Source organism: Paenibacillus sp. FSL F4-0100 (assembly GCF_037993005.1).
Lineage (GTDB): Bacteria > Bacillota > Bacilli > Paenibacillales > Paenibacillaceae > Paenibacillus_AQ.
This window is the reverse complement of the sequence record NZ_CP150303.1, coordinates 6,351,485-6,368,705: the sequence shown is the minus strand read 5'-3', so window position 1 is coordinate 6,368,705 and position 17,221 is coordinate 6,351,485. Positions and strand designations below refer to the sequence as shown.

Here is a 17,221-nt window from a genome sequence, read left to right as displayed (position 1 = left end):
TTGTAGTTTGAGTATATAACCGAATCAGGCATTCAGAAATGTCTTGATCGCCGGTACCCTCCGAACGATGACATAATCAATGATCCACACGATGATGAGGGACAAGCCCACAAGCGGGAATAGGATCCCCAAAGCGATGAGCAGCAGAAGAAACAGCCTCATTTTTTTGGCATCTACCTCGGGCGCTTTTGGTGCCCCCAGTCCATGCTCCGGTTTTCGCTTCCACCACAAGTACAAACCGCTTACCGCAATAAAAATGATTCCTATGCATATAAGCAAACTGAAGATTTGGTTGACGATGCCCAGCTGCGTTCCTTTATGCAGCGTAATGCCAAGGGCAACGGCTTTGCCGACGATTCCGTAATGATCATAGCGATAATCCGCCAACACCGCGCCGCTGTACTGGTCGATATGCATGGTAGCCTCGTCTTGTGCTTTGGGCGGATAGGCAGACAATGTGTACACCCCGTCCGCTTGCTGCGGGATGCTGATGGTGTAGCTTGGATGGATCCCCTCACTTCGGGCCACATACATCACATCTTCGATGGGAAGCGGGGTAAAGTCGGAGATGGTCGAATTGGGAACCGCTAGATTCTCGGCGGCCCAAGGTACTTCAGCCACTTCCTTGGTCTGCATGACATGGGAGGATGGCGCACTGCCCGACCAGATGGAAGGCGGATAGCCGGCACCGGTATTGGTCGCCACGGTTTGAAAATTGCTACCCCACAGGCCTGACCAGGGCAATCCGGTCATAATAAGAAACAACATGCCTGCGGCAATCCAGAATGCGGGAACGGCATGCAGGTCTCTACGAAGAATCTGCTTCCCCTTGCCCAGACGCGGGTACAGGATGCCCGCGAGGCTTCTTTTCTTTTTGCTTTTGTTTTTGTTTTTATTTTTCGGAAACCACAAATACACCCCGGTCATGATCAGCACGATCGCCCAGCAGGCGGCAAGCTCCACGATCCGGTCCCCCACGGTCCCGACCATCAGCTCGCCGTGGAACTCCTCGATTTTGTCCATGATGCGGTCTTTGTCTTTCAGCTCGCCAATCTTTTCTCCCGTATAGGGGTCCATGAAGACGGTCATGGATTCGCCCCCTGAGGTCAAACTAATCTCTGTAGAGCGGGAGTCCGACTCGCCTGGGCGGTATTTCGTGATCGTAGCGTCAGGGTAGAGCTCTTTAACTTGTCCGACCAGCTTGCTGGGCGTTACCCGTTCAACCTGAGGGGTTACCGTGTAGTAGTCCCGATATAGCGCTTGTTCAATCTGAGGCTTAAATAAGTAAACGGAGCCGGTGATAGCCAGGATGATCAGAAAGGGAGCGAAGATGATGCCGGCATAGAAGTGCCATCTCCATACGATTTTGTACCATGCGGCAGAGCTTGGATTTGGCGGTTGACTTTCATTTGGTTTGCTTGCTGGAGGTTTCTTTTTCCCCATGGCTGGTGGCTCCTTTTCATTTACGGCTAAAATTTATATAAGATGAACATGAGCGTTCATTTCATATATCAGATGAGTTTACTTCGGGGCCCGGAAACCGGCCTGGACGGCTTCTGCCTCGCTGCAGAACCACTGCTCCTGCTTCGTGCGCTCATAGTATGGAGATTCCGGTGTGTGGTAGATTTTTTCACCCTTCGAGTTGATGTTGCCTTTGATGTCGCAGCCTTGCTTTGACTTTTGGCTGTTCTCTTTAGGGGCTTGGGTTGCTGCTGTGCCATTGCGGCTGCTGTTGTTCTTGTTATTGGCGTCGTCCTGCTCCTCCGGATGGAAGCCGTCTTCCTGGGCATAGTTCTCTACGCTCCATATGCCAAGCGCCTTGTCCCGGCTGATCCGCTGCAAGTCATCAAATTTGTCTACATAGCGGGTGTTGGGCGGGTAGATATAGGCCATGCGGGCGAGTCCTTCTTCAAGCAGCGATTCCTGGACCATTTTTCCGTCGGCATATACATACGCAAGAAGCCTGGAGTATTTATCGCGGTTCGGACCGATATCAAATTCCAATTCAAGTTGATCGGCTTGTTCCACCAGATCCTTCGTAAAAGCCTTGGCCTCGGGCCCGAATGGTTGTACGCCCAGCTTCGGATGACTCGTCTCGGGCGTGTCGACCAGGAGCATCCGAACGTTCTCCTTTTTACCTTCGAACATGACGCTGATGGTGTCTCCGTCAACGGCTTTAACCAGCTCCACGGCTACCCGTGGAAGATTCAGATCATCGGTTGGATAGGTCGTTTGTTTGGAATTCGTCGTGCTGGTGTTTGACTTGGCTTCGGATTTAACGGTTGTTGCGGTTTCATTGTTTGATGTCGCAGGGGGCATCAGCGGCTGGCTGCAGCCGGATAATAACAGCAGGGCGGTTAGAAACGCGGCTAATATACGTTTGTTCATAGGTGTCACTCTCCAAGCTTGGAAGTATTGGTTTAGATGGTTTAGGAGTTTATATATGTTAATTCTATATAAGAAGTTTCTATATAGAGAACACTCGTTCTAAGCCTATATAGTAGGACATTTATCCTTGTTTTGACAATAGTGATTAAGGGCTATCTGTATATCAAAAATAAAATCTTGCCGTTCTGCTGCAACTGTGATATTCTAATGTCAAATTATAACAGACAACGGAAGCACCGTTCATTGACCGCATATTGCGGCCTTTGACGGTGCTTTTTTGGCGTTGTTACAGAAAAGAGGGATTGGCTTTATGATACCGGCCCGACTTGTGCTGGCAGTGCAGGATTCCCGGTATGTTGAACCGCTGCTGAGTTATTTGCATGGAAGTTCTTACGGATCGGTTCTTCAGGTGACCGCATTTACCCGCACCGATTCATTTCTACATTATATGGAAGTGGGGGAAGTGCCGAATCTGGTCGCGGGGGATACGGAAATGCTGGAGAGTTGGCTCAGCCGGGGGGAGACTTCGGTTCCTTGGCTGCTTCTAAGTGAAGGCCATTCATCATCTTCTCTCGTAGAGGGGGGCAACAGTACATTCAAGTATCAACCGCTGCCTCAGTTGATGGAAGTCATAATCACCCACTGTAAGCGAAGCGGTGGGGCGCTGGAGAAACTGAATGTCGGAACAACCTCGGTGATTGGCATCGTATCTCCCCTGAGCGGGAGCGGGAAGTCAACGATAGCAATGAACATGGCGAAGCAGCTGGGCGTGCTGGGATTGAAGGTGTTCTATCTTAATTTGGAGACGGTGAACAGCAGTGCATTATTTCCTTCCGGTTCGGTGGGCATGGAGGGCAGCTTTTCAAGATTGTTGTATGACATTAAGGCCTCACAAGAATCGGCTTCGGGGACAGAGTTGTCGATAACCCCTTATATCATCAGACATCATGGCCTGAAGTGCGATTCCTTTGAGCCCAGCTTCAATGTAAAGGAAGTCACGGAGATGACCATGGAGGACACCGCTTTGCTGCTGGCTTCCCTCGTATCGTGTAATCAATATGATGCAATTGTCGTGGATACCGAGGGATACATGGAGGAACGAATGCAGGCGGTTCTTGAACAGGCCGGAGTGCTATTCTGGATTTTACTGGATGATCTAATGAGTATGTATAAGAGCGGTATATGGATGGATCAATTGGAGCTCAAGGATTCCGCGCTTTTCGGAAACTTGAAGAAGCGGAGCCGATTCATTGTCAATCGATACACAGGACAACTTGTTAACGGATTCCCCCGCAAGGATATAAGCATAGACAGCGTACTGCCTTATATTCCTTCATGGAAACAGCTCCATCGGGAAGAACTGCTGTTGTCCTCACCCATCTATCAGAGAGAGGTATTGAAGCTCTGCCAGCAGCTGCTGGAGGGCTCGAGTATCACACCAGTGCAAGCGGGTGGTGAGCAGTGATGATGGAGGATCCGTTCAAGTCGGTTCGTGACCAGGTTCGTTCCGAGCTTGATATGAGTGCGAGCATTAACAATTCGGAATTGATGGCCCGCATCGAGGAACTGGTATGGAGAAGACGCGAGCTTATGGAGCTGACAGCCGCCGAGAAGCGGAGGCTGGTGCGCAGGGTATTTGATTCTTTTCGCGGGTTGGATGTGCTTCAACCATTAGTGGATAATCCTCGAATTACGGAAATTATGATTAACAGCCACCAGGACATATTCATAGAGCAGGATGGCGATGTGAAGAAGCTGCCGCTCCAATTCGAATCGCAGAGCCGTCTGGAGGATATCATTCAGAGCATTGTCGGTACGGTAAACCGGGTAGTGAATGAATCCACGCCCATCGTTGACGCCAGATTGAAGGATGGCTCGCGGGTAAATATCGTACTGCCTCCAATAGCGCTGAAAGGGCCGACCATGACGATCCGTAAGTTTCCGGAATCGCCGATGACGATGGATGACCTGGTTGGAAGGGGCGCGCTAACAGAGGAAGCAGCGGAGCAGCTTCGGATTCTGGTCAAGGGTAAATACAACATTTTTATAGGCGGAGGGACGGGTTCGGGGAAGACGACTTTCCTGAATGCATTATCGCAGTATATTCCGCCTGATGAGCGTGTCATCACGATCGAGGATTCGGCGGAATTGAAGATCGTGACGGTTCCGAATCTCGTGTCGCTGGAGACCCGGAATGCAAACACGGAAGGCCGGGGGGAAATCGCGATACGCGATCTGATTCGTTCCTCGCTGCGGATGCGCCCCAATCGGATCGTGGTGGGCGAGGTACGGGGAAGCGAGGCGCTGGATATGCTGCAGGCGATGAATACCGGGCATGACGGAAGTCTGTCGACGGGGCACGCCAACAGCACGCAGGACATGATCAGCCGTTTGGAAACGATGGTGCTGAGCGGCGCGAATCTTCCGATCAGCGTAGTCCGTCAGCAGATTAGCTCGGCGATTGATATTTTCGTTCATTTATCCCGGCTTAGAGATCGATCGCGGCGCGTAACGGAGATTAGCGAAGTGATCGGAATGAGCGGCGGCGAGGTGCTGCTGAATCCGCTGTACCGGTTCCGCGAGACGGGCGAATCAGGCGGTCGGGTGATTGGGTGTCTTGAACCTTGCGGTAACCCGCTTCAATCGGCGGACAAGCTTCATATGGCCGGGATTACGGCTTGGCCGCTGCAGAAGATGATGGAGGTGACGTCATGAAGCGATCTGGCGGTTCGGTCTTGACTCCGGAAGAGGGTCAAGGTGAGCGGGTGATCAAGAGGAGTAAGGGGGCTGGAAAGCGTGAGCATGCTGCGCCTACTCGAACCAACACTCTCCCGGATTACGGCGTCTATCATCTCTCGCTGAGACAGAGAACAGCATGTGTCATCCTTGGCGGCCTTTTGTTTTTCTTCATCGGTTATCTGTTTTATCACAATCTGATTTTGTCGCTGCTGCTTGGAACGGGAGGTCTGACGGTCCCTAAATTTTGGCGACGGTTTATGTTGGAAATCAGGCGCAAGACGCTGAATCTTCACTTCAAGCAAGCTCTGTATTCCTTGTCCTCATCTCTGTCGGCTGGCCGCTCCGTAGAGAATGGGTTCAGGGACGCCGTTCAGGACTTGCTGCTGCTGGATCCCGGGGGCAACAGCGATCTGATCTTCGAACTCAAAGTCATTGTGTCCCGTTTGGAGTACGGCGAGCCTATTGAAACTGCTTTGCAGGATTTTGCACGTAGGGCGGGGATGGAGGATCTGACGAACTTTGCCGATGTCTTCTCGACTTGCAAACGAACAGGCGGTGATCTGGTTGAAGTCGTGCGCAGAACCTCTTCTGTCATCGGAGAAAAGCTGGATATTCAGCAGGAGATATCCGTCATGATCGCCCAGAAGCGGTTTGAATCCAAGGCGCTTCTTGCAGCTCCTTTCCTCCTGCTGCTGTTCATGAATATGACATCTCCCGATTATATGGAGTCCATGTATAGCGGATCGGGGATCATAATCTCTACTTTTGCACTGGCGGCTTTAGGAGGCTGTTTCTTATGGATCACCAAAATGATGAATATCAAGGTGTAAGGAGGTGAGGCGGGCATGCTGACATGGATATCCGGCGCGCTGATGGTTCTGCTTGTGGGTGGTTGGGTGGTGCTGAATCAAACGTGCGGCGAACGGTACCATCGTCTTGGCAAAGTGCCAATGGAAGGTCTTAGGCTGCAGCGGTTAGCACCGCCTCTGTTGTTTCTGCTCGAGCGAGGGAAGGTTCCGATGCGCCTGCCGATTATATTTTATCGAATGCAGGGCTCCGTTCAGAAGATCCATGGCTTGCGGCACAGCACAGAAATGACATTATTGTTTATGGCCGAGGCACTTGCGTATACATGGCTTATTTTGATCGGTGGCTGCCTGTGGACATTGCTGTTGGGGGATGTCATCGGACTTCTGGCCGGATTGGGATTGGGTGCATTGCTGCCCGTCGCTTTGGTAAAGGACCTCCATAAAAAGGTCACGCTGCGTGAGCAGGATATCGTGATGGAGCTGCCGGAGCTTCTGAACAAGATTGTGCTGCTTGTTGGCGCCGGCGAGACGGTGCAGCGGGCGATCATTCATTGCGTGGAACGGAACAAGGACGCGAACCATCCCCTGTATGCTGAGCTGAAGAGAATGGTGCTTGAATGGGAGGGAGGCCATCCGTTCCAGCAAGCCTTCGAGCAGTTCAATAAACGGTGCGGCGTTCAGGAGGTATCGATATTTACAACAACCGTCCTGCTTAATTTTCGGCGTGGCGGGAATGACTTTGTCCTGGCTCTGCGGGATTTGTCCCGCGTGCTGTGGGAGAAGCGAAAGGCCATTGCAAGAACAAGGGGCGAGCAGGCCTCCTCAAAGCTGGTGCTGCCAATGGTGGTCATTTTCATGATCGTGATTGTTTTGCTCGGAGCGCCTGCATTTATGATGATGAACATGTAGAAGGGACCGGTGTATGAAATATGATGTTAAGCATGGCAAAGAACGGGATGAAAGCTTTTTGGAAGGATGAGAAAGGGATCGGAACGCTGGAGATGATCCTGATCCTAGTCGTTATTTTGATTATCGCGCTTATATTTAAAGATCAGATTACGGCCTTGGTGAACAACTTGTTTAAAAATGTGAATAACAAGAGTAAAGAGTTCCTTGAATAAACGGCTGCCGAGAAGATGGAAGGACGAGACAGGGAGCTTCACGGTGGAAGCTTCCCTGGTTCTTCCCATCGTACTGATGGTGACGGTATTGCTTCTGTTCCTATGCTTGTATATCTACCAGAAGTCGATGCTGGTTCAGGCATCGGCCGCGGCTTCCGAAAGGACCGCGTATAGCTGGGACAACAGCCACAAGTTCGCAGCTACGGGATCCGTAGAGCAGGGACAATATGATTCGTTATATTGGCGGTTAACGGATGATCATGTTCTAGGAACTCTATTTGGTTTGGCCGGTGGAGACGGCACGAAGTCGATACAATTGCCGCACGGCGAAGAAGGCAGTGGGAAGCTGCCTGAACTCAAAATGTCCAAGGGCGGTACGGCTGTGCCCGCTAGCATGGCGGGAGAGATGCGTTATTCGAATCAGCTACTCATTCGAAAGGTGACGACTTCGTTAAATGAGCAGGTATCTCTGACGCCATTGAGTCGAATATTGGACGATGGAGGTCAGATCAAGGTCAGCGCACAATCGATAGTGGTGGATCCTGTTGAATTTATTCGCACGGTGGATCTAATGCGATATTACGGATCGAAGTTTCAAGGCGGGAGAAATGGAACGGATAAGGCTGCCGCAGGAGAAGTTCTACAAAAGTTCGGAGGTTCGCGATAGTCATGACGAAGCATGGGAAAGCACGGTCTAGTCGGAAAAGGAGAGAGGTGGGCCGATCGTCCGATGGATCTGTATCTGTTTTTTTGATTATCGCCCTGGCAGCCGTATTTATGTTCGTAGCCATATTCATTGATTTCTCGCGTATCGCGGCCATGAAGGTGCAAAGTGAGAGGCTGACAAGAGCAGCCGTACGCTCCGTGATGTCCTCCTATGATCCGCAGCTGCAGAAGGAATATGGATTATATGCCCTTGGAGACACCAGCGGCGATCTCATTATGGGCAATGTGCTGAATGACAGCATGAATCCGGGAGAACGTAGCGATGCATTCCGGTTAATGGCAATGGAGCTCGATAGTTCGGGTCTTGAGCTGCAGCGTCCGCTGGGGACTTATGACATATTCAACCGGCAGATTATCGAGGATATGAAGTATAAAGCGCCGATTGATTTCACTTTGGAATTAGTGGGCAAGTTCAAACCGTTATCGCAGTCCATGAAGGAAGCTTCCAATACGGTAGATGTCCTTAAGAAGCTTCGCAAATTGTATGACAAGCGGGAAGCGGCGCTGGATGAAATGCTGGCAAAGCAGCGAAAAGCAGGGGAGCATGCAATCCGGCTTTCGAAGCTTGTTATGGATCCGCCGGGACAATCGATCTCCGACACTTCGCTGGGGGGCAGTATGTATACCGCCGCTGATGTGGCATCGCAATACGAGGATTATAAGGCTAAACAACAGGAAGATGCGGACAGGCCTCCTAAGGAACAACAGTATACGCTGCTGCTCATGGCTTACCGGAGCGGAATTTCTTCCATTGGCTCACAGATTTCGAGGGTGGCCAGCCGAGTTCAGAAGGAGAATGACAAGCTGCTCTCGGATGCGCATCAATTATGGGAGGAAGCAAGGAATCTGAATGAAGAGATGAAGCAGGTCATCAAGGATTCCGAGAACCGTTCATCTAATAGGGGATATGATCAGGTCACGAATGATGTAACACCAGGGTCTAACGATTCATCCGGGGCAGAAGCGGAGATGATTCAATCCATACGGAAGCAAGCTGACAAATTAATTCACAGCGATGAATTCTTGAACGGCTTCCAGCAAGAGATTGATAGCCAGGAGAGTCGATACCAACAGGTTGTACGAGCGGTCACTACTCTTCAGTCTTCGCTGGGGGGAGAGGGAATGAAGGGGACGGTGCTTGAAGCCAGTCGCACATTACAAAGTTATATGTCTAATTATGGAGTATCAGGCAGTGGGAATATTATAGATCGGCAGCAGGCGTCATTGGAACAGTTCCGCACATCCGATAAGGAACGGAAGGCGATGGAGAAGCAGGCCAGTCAGAAGCTGAAGCAGGCATCCAAGGTCATTGAGGCGATTAACGGGTTGAATGGACAACATCAGGCTATTATGGATGAGTTCCGTGAACTCCAGCAGTACTATGACGAAAGCCTTCAATTTAATACCGAAGCGGACAACATGAATAAGGGAAAGCCTATGGACGATGATCCGTATGATGCCGGTAAACAAGCAATGGATAATATGGACGGTATGTTTGGATTTATGGGGAACGTGCTGGGCGGTGTCAGGGATGAACTGTTTCAAAATGAGTACGCCGTTCATTATTATCAGCATTTTGATATTGGGAAATTAACCGGAATGGTTGATGGTTCCAACACGGGCGGGGATGTCATCCAGGAATTCGCCATTGGGAACCAGGAAGTGGAGTACATTCTATACGGATTTCATAACCCCGCCGGGAATATATCAGCGGCCTATGCAGAGATTTTTGGTTCCAGACTCGCGATCCGGACGATGGAAGGATTTATTGTGAATAGTAAATTGGGAAATCCGTTGGCGATTTTGGCGGCAGCCATTCTGTATGGGATTGAGAAGGCCATTGAGGATATGATCCAGTTGTGTCAGAAGGGGAGCGTTCAGCTATCCAAGTATGTCCCCATTGAGCTGACTTACAGGGATCATTTGCGAATATTTCTGTTTATTCACAGCAATAACGAGAAGAAGCTATCGCGCATGTTGGCGTTGATTCGATTGAACACCGGCACTAATCCTGCGGAGCGATTTACCTACGCATCAGGAGAGGTCAAGACGGCCATGCGTTTATGGTTTCTTCCAGGGGTGACGAAAGCGATCGGCGTTGTATTTGGAAGCGATGGGGACGAAGTTCAGGGAAGTCGTTACATGGTAAAGCGCAAGGCGGATTTTTCCTATTAGGATTAGGGGTACTTGAATGAAACGATTATCGGTAATACAGAAACCTCTCCATAAAGGTAAAGCGTCATCGGAACAAGGAAGCATGGTGGTGGAAGCTGCACTTGTGCTGCCGATGTTTATGTTTTTTGTCATTTTTCTCATTTATATCGTGCAAATGACGTTGATATCGACAGCACTCCAGAGTACCGTTTCGGATTCGGTCAAAACCGTAGCGGCTCATATGTATCCCGTCTCGCTAGCCGTGCAGGCCAATGCCGATGGTAGTGGAACAGGAGAAGGCTCACCAAGCACATCCCATTGGGAGATTCCCAAATTGTCACTTTCTGATTGGGTTTCGAATTACAGCGACTCTCTTCCTTCTCCTGTTAATGAATGGATAACGCAAGCTGTAGCGTCAGGCGAGGAGCCGCTGCAGCAGCTTAAGAACCAAACCGTGGAAGCCGTACTCGATCCCGTGGTCAAGCCGATGCTGAAGCCATTTATGCCTGATAATCTTCTGGACTATGATCGAATCCATGTGTCCAATGTTCACATTCCGAATTTGAAGAGCGGGGCGAGTCCCTATTTCGGCATTGAGGTGAATTACGCGCTTCCGATCCGGGTTCCTTTCTTGAACAAACGCATCGTGCTGCAGGCAAAGGCTCAGGAGAGATTATGGATTGGCGACACCGGCGAAGGAGGGACGGGTTCAGGGGATGGATCGGGGACGAACGGGGCTATCGAGCTGTTGGAGAAGCCGAATCCGGCCGTTGCTAGCAAGCAGGCTAAGGTAAAAGTAAAAGTAGAGCCGGGAAGCAGTGCCCAACTGTCAGTCTATTATAAGAGCGGTCAGAGCACGGCTAAATATTTGGGCTGGGAGACCGCGGACGGTAACGGCTATATCGAGTGGGAATGGAACGTAGGCTTTAATACAACGCCTGGAACGTGGCTGTTTGTCGTTGAGACAGCAGACGGACAGCGAATTGAGGTTCCGTTTACGGTGGTGGCACGGTCAGGTTCTTGAGGCTTGATAGCAAGAGTCCGAAATGAAGTGTTCCCTAAGAAGCGTTTCAGAGAAGTGTTTCAAATAAGTTTTTAAGAGAGTCATTCTAAAGAAGCATTCGTTGTTCATCCATAGTTAAAATCTTATCAAGGCTATTCCAGTGAATAGTTTAAGCAAGGGAGTTTTGATGTAGTATGGCCGTTGCTTTTGGTGTTTGTGCCGTTTATCTGATCGCGGCATTCATTACAGATCTTCGTTCCATGAAAATACCGAATGTTTTAACCGTTTCTGCTATGCTCTCCGGTCCTGTCTATTACGGCGTTCTGGACGGGTGGGAGGGGCTGTTCTTTTCTTTGCAGGGTCTTGGAGCAGGGTTTCTTATCTTGTTGATCATGTATTTTATAGGGGCTGTGGGAGCGGGTGACGTTAAGCTGTTTGGGGGGATTGGTGCCTGGACCGGCTTATGGTTTACCTTGCAAGGCATCATGTATTCTGTAATTTTTGCCGGTGTCATCGGTTTGCTCATCCTGCTCTGGCGGCGGGAAATGATGAAGCGAATACGCAATGTCGTTGGCAGTATCGCCGGCGTTTTTGTTATGAAGAGCTGGTTGCCATGGCGCAATAGCCAGGAGGAACACTTGCGATTCCCCTTTATGATTGCTGTCCTTCCTGGCGTAATCAGCACGTATGTGGTACTGCACTTGTAGGAGGGGGGAGCTTATGCTCGGATTAAAGGCGGATTTTATGCAGAATGGTGGAACCATTATGGTGCTGGACCGGGCTGAAGGAATCCAATCATCAGAACTTAATCATGTACAGCTGGGAATGATCCGTTCTTCGAGAATCCCTCATTTCTTGAAGCTGCATATGAAAGAAGTCGATTATAAGGTAACGCTGGAGTATGATATCACCGGCAAAAAAATGCTGTCTCAAGCGTTAAAGAGCGAGCGAATGACGCTGACCGAATATTTTGGATTGCTGCTGCAAATCGTCACCGCTCTGGAGGACAGCAAGCTGTATATGCTTCAGCCGGAGAATTACATACTTCATGAGGATTATCTGTTTATTGAAGGTTCCCTGGATCTTGGCACTTTATATTTAACGTATGTTCCCGTTGCAGTTACCGAAGCAAGCGGCACTCGTCTTCCGGTTATGCTCAAGGAGCTAATGACAAGGTTGCTCGCATCGGTGACGGAGCTAAAAGGGGGAGGGATACAGGCACTGATGTCGTTCTGCAGTGAACAGAGCTTTAATCTGCCGGGACTTAAGAAGCTTGTGGTCGACCTGTTAGCAGGAGAGGGTGAAGACCATCGTGCTGTAACTCAAGCAAATGCAGCAGTGTCTTCAGGTTTGAATCAAGGATCGCTCTATACCTGTAGTCAATCAAGCAACATGGGCTCCAAGCCTGCATTCGCATTTACAGAACCGGCTCGCGGGCGGACAGCAGTGCCGCAGACGGAGAGTGACACCCACACGGATAAACAGAGTTTAATCCGAGGTCTGGCGGAACGTACGAATGAGATGTTTGGGAAGAGGGGCAAGAGCGAGGAAATGAATTCTCACGTGGATCGAAGCCCCTTGAGCTCTAATCCTGCGTGGCTCCCTGATACAGATGATACAAATTCAGAAGCTTCGGACAATGGCAAAGCCTCGCCGGTTCGCACCTATATTTTGTTAGGATGTTTGCTCGCTACAGCGGGAGCTTGGAGATTACTTTACATGAATCAGCCTACTTCACTGATGCTGGGGTTGTCGATAGGGATTACGATTCTGCTTGCTGCAGTAACCTGGCTTGGCTGGACAGGTAAACTCAAGCTGCTCTCAGGGAGATCCGGCGATTGGTCCGGTTCCTTGCCCATGTTCGAGTCAACAGAGCTTAGTCCGCAGGACTCCAAGTGGAAGTCTGTCCCACGTTTTCAGGCGGACCCTTTATCGGGTCTTCTTGGGGATAGCCGGGAAACAGACGCTGGAAAAGCAGAAGCAGAGCTTGAGGAGGGAAAAGAGAACTGGAGATGGCGGGTCCCTAAATCTCCAGTTAACTCCGAGAGAGATCACCATTCAGCGGGATATCCTGCACAGTCTCCGCAGGGCCATGCTTATTCGCGTTCATCTGAGGCAGCAGCTGCGACTGCGGATCCATATGGGGAGGAGGGGGATTATTATGCCCAGTTGTCCCAACGGACGGAGGTGCTTTCGTTCCCTGGAGGCGGGGGGGCTACCGTGCAGCTAAGTCCGGATGCCGCAGCCCGTCCAGGCGTGCAACATTCAGCAGGTGCTTACCTCGAGCTAAATGAACCGAATGCAGCCGCCCCCCAGCGGATTGAACTGCATCAGCCCCATTTCATTATCGGCCGGTCCCCTGACGTAGCCCAATTCGTTGCACAGGGAGTGGGGACTTCAAGGGCGCATGTCGAACTTTCGCGTGAAGGCGGAGGTTACGTCTTGAAGGATCTGGGTTCGAGAAATGGCACGGTGTTGAAGGGGGAGTCCATGGTGCCTTATAAAGAATATCCTCTGATGGAAGGGGATGTCTTTATTATTGCTGGATGGTCGTTTACCTTGCGCAGGGGTTTATATTAATACGGGATAATTATTGTAGAAGTAGGATTTGCGAAGCTATTATTCTATGAAGCTTAGAGAAAATTCGGATTATTGCAGAAAACCAAAGGTGTACCCTAATTTTTTGAGGGGCTTTTGGTTTTTTTATTTTTACTAGATATATAGAAACATCTGGTATGATGATTATGGTAAAATATACCGATTAACTATATAACTAAGTTTGTATATGTTAACGATTAATTGAAAAAACATCTTGTGTTTTTTGATTTCATGTGTATAAGGAGGACTTTGATGTGTCTGAAGATCTAAATAGAGAAATATTGAAAGAGCTAAAAGAAATCAATAATAAACTAGACACCTTGAACTCGTCAAAAGGAATATCAGGAACTCTAAAAGTTATTGCCCTGATTTTCGGGTTTTTAGTGATAGGACCTTTGCTTGTAGGGATAATGGTGTATCTATTTAATTTAACTGGCTAAGATCCCAGGGCGAGGGGACCTCAAGGGTCGAACTACCGCGTGAAGGCGGAGGTTACGTCCTGAAGGGTCTAGGTTCGAGAAATGGTACGATGTTGAAGGGGGAGTCCATGGTGTCTTATAAAGAACATCCTTTGATGGAGGGGGATGTTTTTATTATTGCCGGATGGTCGTTTACCTTGCGTAAGGGATAATATTTTATAGTACATAAAGAACCCCGGGTTTGAAAGGCAGCGTTCTGCCTTAACATAATACCCAGGGTTCTTTTTTTATTTTTATTGAAGTGTGAGTACGAATTTTTTATAACGAGCTTGAATAAATCATGTACTCCGTATCGCCGGTTGGGTCAAAATACCAGTAAGCTACCTTTTTTGAGTAATTATAAGATCCTCCGTATAAGGGCCAGCGTGTAACATATACATTGTATTCGGGAACGAAAATATTATATTGGGCATCATATCCGCTTGGATAAGAGGAACTCGCAAAGAATGTAATGATAAATATGTTGACTTTTTTGTAGCCATATTTTTTATGTACATGATTGGCAATATTTTTGGTCAGCTGATGCCCCGTTGAAGGTTTGCTGTCAAAGGTGTCGATAATGTTCTGCATCGTTTGTTCATCCGAAATTTCTACGGCAATGGAAAGTGTATCCGAATCGTCGGTTACGCCATAAGTTAAGTTATTTAGGTGCAATTTTCCGAAAGAGAGATTCGAGTATTTGGATTCCAACTCCTCTTGGATTTTTACGGCTTTTGTTTTTACCGGTGGAATCGGTGTAGGCTTAGGAACAAAGGGCTCTGTCCCCTTGTAACTGGTAATGTTGATGGTGTTTCCATTTACGGCGAGGGTTGCTCCAGTGGCCTCGCTGATGAAGCGAAGCGGAACGAAAATGTTTCCGTTCAAGGATACCGGAGGAGATTCGAGCAGCATTCGCGAGCCGTTCACATAGGCGTTTTTGTTGCCTACAGTCAGCACAAGGTTGATCCCTTTTTTAGTCCCTGTAATCTGCTGTTTAGCGGGATCCCACTTTACAGAGAGGCCCAAGCTTTTGAATATCGGAGCGAATTGTACCAGGGTCACCCCGTCTCGCAAAATAGGGGCTTGTCGCAGCCCTACTTTAACGCCATCCACATTGACGATATTGGCTGGCGCCGCTCCTGCGGTCGGTACGATACATGTAAATAGTAAAACTATAATAATTGCTAATTTCAACTTCACGCCATTCTTTCCTCCTAGGACTATCGGATTAGATTTCTTATAACAATCTATTATACGTGATCTATGATTTATTTCCATGATTTTCTTGAAGCGAAAAACAGGCCAAGTGCATTCGGATCCCTTCTATTTAACGAAATTAAAAAACGAATCCCCCTGATCCTTTGTATGAGGACTAGGGGGAATTATCTTCCGGACCCAACGGTTTGTCCGAGCATTTGAATGGGGCAGGTACCGTCGTTCCATTTAAGTTTGTGTTATTACTTATTGATTAAATGCTGATATGGCTTGTAGTCGATTTCCTTCTTCTGGAGGAAATTCATCAGGAATTTGTAATCTCGCTTCGGCGTTGCCACGATGTAACCTTTGATGCAGTGATCCCGGGTTACTTCGGTTGCGCCGGATTCGACGGCAATTTTACCGATTTCGGCTGCAATGGAGTGTTTGGCGATATCCCGGAACGGTCCGGGAACAGGCTGCACCAGTTCGTCCAGAAATGCTTTGGATTCATCCGTCCACAGCGGGCGGCTTCGCTCTACCCAGTAATTTTGCCAATCGAGCTTCGATTTGCCGTCGGCTTTGGGAAGCACTTTCAGAAACTTGCGGAACATGAAAAATCCGCCGATGCCCATCAGCCCAAGCATGACCCATCCCCAGAAGGCAATGGAGTTCATGAACCATGACGGCGGCGCACTGGACGACAAATAGCCCATGACGGCCCCTGTGCTCTTCATTTGTATATCACCTCAATGATTATTGTCACATGACACTTTCATGAGAATTATAACGCATTTCTAGATTTATTTCGATATACAAGCTAAAATAGGTGTAATTGTGTGTTAAAAAAGGGGGATACAGCATGTTGAAAATTGGTTCCCACGTGTCGTTTTCGGACAAGGGATTGCTGACTGCGACGGCTGAAGCTACATCATATGGCTCAAGCTCGTTCATGATATATACCGGCGCACCGCAAAACACGCGCCGCAAGCCGATCGATTCCATGTTTATCGAAGAAGGCAGAGCCGCTATGCAGGAAAGTGGGATTGATGAGATTGTGGTCCATGCGCCATACATTATCAACCTTGGATCGTACAAGCCCAACACGTTTGAGCTGGCGGTGAGCTTTCTGCAAGAGGAGATTCGCCGCACGCATGCGGTCGGCGTGAAGAATATCGTTCTCCATCCGGGTGCATATACCGATAAGGACGCGGAATACGGCATCGACCGAATTGCCGAAGGCCTCAATGAAGTGCTCGGCGGTACGGATGAGACCGAAGTGAAGATTGCGCTGGAGACGATGGCCGGCAAAGGCACTGAGATGGGACGCAGTTTTGAAGAAATTGCTTCCATTATTGATAAGGTGAAGTACAATGACCGTTTGGCCATCTGCCTCGACACCTGTCATATTCATGATGCGGGTTATGATATCGTAAATGATCTGGACGGCGTGCTGGAGCAGTTCGACAAGCTGATCGGACTCGACCGGTTAACGGTTGTGCACGTGAACGACAGCAAGAATCCGCGTGGAGCGGGTAAAGACCGTCATACGCCGATTGGAACCGGATGGATCGGTTACGAAGCCATTCAAAGAGTGGTTCATCATGAGAAGCTCCAGGGCAGACCGTTCATTCTGGAGACGCCGTGGATCGGTAAAGATCCGAAGACGCAGCGTCCGATGTATGAGATCGAGATTGCGCTTCTGCGTGGGGATGTGGAAGGCCGTTTCGGGCCAACTTTTGCTCAGCAAGTAGAAGAACTGGGTGCTTTCTTTGCGAAGGAAGGCATTGAATCCCGTTCGTTCGTGCTGGATACCTGGACGCTTCTGAAGAATGATGCCAAAGCCAAAAAGGCGGATCCTCGCGAACCGATGGAGCGCCTGTATGATATGGTCATGGCAGCAGGCCTGCTGTCCGACCTTTCGGAGGAGCAGATCAATCAGCGCCTGATTGCTTGGTTGTCCGGTGTTACCCTGACTTCATAAGCTTCATTAAATGGCTTTATGTTCAGAATTTTATGGCATTCTCAGGA

At 49.3% G+C, this 17,221-nt stretch carries 17 protein-coding genes; 13 read left to right on the top strand and 4 right to left on the bottom strand.

Annotated features, from left to right (window positions below):
• Positions 1–24 precede the first annotated feature (24 nt).
• Positions 25–1,443, bottom strand: a complete 1,419-nt coding sequence (locus tag MHH48_RS28850; protein ID WP_076324657.1) for a PepSY domain-containing protein — start codon at positions 1,441–1,443, stop codon at positions 25–27.
• A gap of 78 nt (positions 1,444–1,521) precedes the next feature.
• Complete coding sequence (locus MHH48_RS28845) at positions 1,522–2,388, bottom strand: thermonuclease family protein (protein ID WP_076324656.1); 867 nt, start codon at positions 2,386–2,388, stop codon at positions 1,522–1,524.
• 310 nt (positions 2,389–2,698) lie between these two features.
• Here MHH48_RS28845 and MHH48_RS28840 point away from each other — a divergent pair, with 310 nt between their 5' ends.
• From MHH48_RS28840 to MHH48_RS28785, 12 genes are all read left to right on the top strand, one after another.
• On the top strand, positions 2,699–3,853 hold the full coding sequence (locus MHH48_RS28840) for a hypothetical protein (RefSeq protein ID WP_076324655.1): 1,155 nt from the start codon (positions 2,699–2,701) through the stop codon (positions 3,851–3,853).
• Positions 3,853–5,103 (top strand): ATPase, T2SS/T4P/T4SS family, encoded by a 1,251-nt coding sequence (locus MHH48_RS28835; RefSeq protein ID WP_076324654.1) that lies wholly within the window; start codon positions 3,853–3,855, stop codon positions 5,101–5,103. Before MHH48_RS28840 ends, MHH48_RS28835 begins: the two co-directional genes overlap by 1 nt.
• The gene (locus MHH48_RS28830) at positions 5,100–5,957 is read left to right on the top strand and encodes a type II secretion system F family protein (protein ID WP_076324653.1); all 858 of its coding nucleotides are present in this window, start codon (positions 5,100–5,102) and stop codon (positions 5,955–5,957) included. Before MHH48_RS28835 ends, MHH48_RS28830 begins: the two co-directional genes overlap by 4 nt.
• 15 nt (positions 5,958–5,972) lie before the next feature.
• On the top strand, positions 5,973–6,845 hold the full coding sequence (locus MHH48_RS28825; protein ID WP_076324652.1) for a type II secretion system F family protein: 873 nt from the start codon (positions 5,973–5,975) through the stop codon (positions 6,843–6,845).
• A gap of 20 nt (positions 6,846–6,865) precedes the next feature.
• Positions 6,866–7,057: a Flp1 family type IVb pilin gene (locus MHH48_RS28820; RefSeq protein WP_076324651.1), complete on the top strand. Its 192-nt coding sequence runs from the start codon at positions 6,866–6,868 to the stop codon at positions 7,055–7,057.
• Entirely contained in the window at positions 7,050–7,724 is a 675-nt protein-coding gene (locus MHH48_RS28815; RefSeq protein ID WP_076324650.1) for a TadE family protein, read from the top strand. Before MHH48_RS28820 ends, MHH48_RS28815 begins: the two co-directional genes overlap by 8 nt.
• Before the next feature lie 2 nt (positions 7,725–7,726).
• Entirely contained in the window at positions 7,727–9,958 is a 2,232-nt protein-coding gene (locus MHH48_RS28810) for a hypothetical protein (protein WP_076324649.1), read from the top strand.
• 16 nt (positions 9,959–9,974) lie between these two features.
• Positions 9,975–10,961 carry a TadE family protein gene (locus MHH48_RS28805; protein ID WP_076324648.1) on the top strand — a complete coding sequence of 329 codons (987 nt, stop codon included), beginning with the start codon at positions 9,975–9,977 and terminating at the stop codon, positions 10,959–10,961.
• 173 nt (positions 10,962–11,134) lie between these two features.
• Positions 11,135–11,647, top strand: a complete 513-nt coding sequence (locus MHH48_RS28800; protein ID WP_076324647.1) for an A24 family peptidase — start codon at positions 11,135–11,137, stop codon at positions 11,645–11,647.
• A gap of 13 nt (positions 11,648–11,660) precedes the next feature.
• Positions 11,661–13,520 (top strand): DUF6382 domain-containing protein, encoded by a 1,860-nt coding sequence (locus MHH48_RS28795; RefSeq protein ID WP_076324646.1) that lies wholly within the window; start codon positions 11,661–11,663, stop codon positions 13,518–13,520.
• Positions 13,521–13,792: 272 nt separating this feature from the next.
• Complete coding sequence (locus tag MHH48_RS28790; RefSeq protein WP_076324645.1) at positions 13,793–13,978, top strand: hypothetical protein; 186 nt, start codon at positions 13,793–13,795, stop codon at positions 13,976–13,978.
• A gap of 89 nt (positions 13,979–14,067) precedes the next feature.
• Positions 14,068–14,169 carry a hypothetical protein gene (locus tag MHH48_RS28785; RefSeq protein ID WP_340388522.1) on the top strand — a complete coding sequence of 34 codons (102 nt, stop codon included), beginning with the start codon at positions 14,068–14,070 and terminating at the stop codon, positions 14,167–14,169.
• A gap of 106 nt (positions 14,170–14,275) precedes the next feature.
• Here the strand turns inward: MHH48_RS28785 and MHH48_RS28780 are convergent, their stop codons facing one another.
• Positions 14,276–15,196 (bottom strand): copper amine oxidase N-terminal domain-containing protein, encoded by a 921-nt coding sequence (locus MHH48_RS28780; protein ID WP_076324644.1) that lies wholly within the window; start codon positions 15,194–15,196, stop codon positions 14,276–14,278.
• Positions 15,197–15,453: 257 nt separating this feature from the next.
• Positions 15,454–15,927: a DUF2621 domain-containing protein gene (locus MHH48_RS28775; protein WP_009594427.1), complete on the bottom strand. Its 474-nt coding sequence runs from the start codon at positions 15,925–15,927 to the stop codon at positions 15,454–15,456.
• Between the two features lie 125 nt (positions 15,928–16,052).
• On the opposite strand from MHH48_RS28775, the gene MHH48_RS28770 reads away from it, so the two are divergent.
• The gene (locus tag MHH48_RS28770; RefSeq protein ID WP_076324643.1) at positions 16,053–17,174 is read left to right on the top strand and encodes a deoxyribonuclease IV; all 1,122 of its coding nucleotides are present in this window, start codon (positions 16,053–16,055) and stop codon (positions 17,172–17,174) included.
• Positions 17,175–17,221: the final 47 nt, after the last annotated feature.

Bases quoted from the DNA above. Each gene is read 5' to 3' on its own strand.
- MHH48_RS28845 (WP_076324656.1), bottom strand. From the start codon at position 2,388: ATGAACAAACGTATATTAGCCGCGTTTCTAACCGCCCTGCTGTTATTA.
- MHH48_RS28850 (WP_076324657.1), bottom strand. From the start codon at position 1,443: ATGGGGAAAAAGAAACCTCCAGCAAGCAAACCAAATGAAAGTCAACCG.
- MHH48_RS28770 (WP_076324643.1), top strand. From the start codon at position 16,053: ATGTTGAAAATTGGTTCCCACGTGTCGTTTTCGGACAAGGGATTGCTG.
- MHH48_RS28805 (WP_076324648.1), top strand. From the start codon at position 9,975: ATGAAACGATTATCGGTAATACAGAAACCTCTCCATAAAGGTAAAGCG.
- MHH48_RS28775 (WP_009594427.1), bottom strand. From the start codon at position 15,927: ATGAAGAGCACAGGGGCCGTCATGGGCTATTTGTCGTCCAGTGCGCCG.
- MHH48_RS28825 (WP_076324652.1), top strand. From the start codon at position 5,973: ATGCTGACATGGATATCCGGCGCGCTGATGGTTCTGCTTGTGGGTGGT.
- MHH48_RS28820 (WP_076324651.1), top strand. From the start codon at position 6,866: ATGATGTTAAGCATGGCAAAGAACGGGATGAAAGCTTTTTGGAAGGAT.
- MHH48_RS28785 (WP_340388522.1), top strand. From the start codon at position 14,068: ATGTTGAAGGGGGAGTCCATGGTGTCTTATAAAGAACATCCTTTGATG.
- MHH48_RS28795 (WP_076324646.1), top strand. From the start codon at position 11,661: ATGCTCGGATTAAAGGCGGATTTTATGCAGAATGGTGGAACCATTATG.
- MHH48_RS28810 (WP_076324649.1), top strand. From the start codon at position 7,727: ATGACGAAGCATGGGAAAGCACGGTCTAGTCGGAAAAGGAGAGAGGTG.
- MHH48_RS28800 (WP_076324647.1), top strand. From the start codon at position 11,135: ATGGCCGTTGCTTTTGGTGTTTGTGCCGTTTATCTGATCGCGGCATTC.
- MHH48_RS28830 (WP_076324653.1), top strand. From the start codon at position 5,100: ATGAAGCGATCTGGCGGTTCGGTCTTGACTCCGGAAGAGGGTCAAGGT.
- MHH48_RS28840 (WP_076324655.1), top strand. From the start codon at position 2,699: ATGATACCGGCCCGACTTGTGCTGGCAGTGCAGGATTCCCGGTATGTT.
- MHH48_RS28835 (WP_076324654.1), top strand. From the start codon at position 3,853: ATGATGGAGGATCCGTTCAAGTCGGTTCGTGACCAGGTTCGTTCCGAG.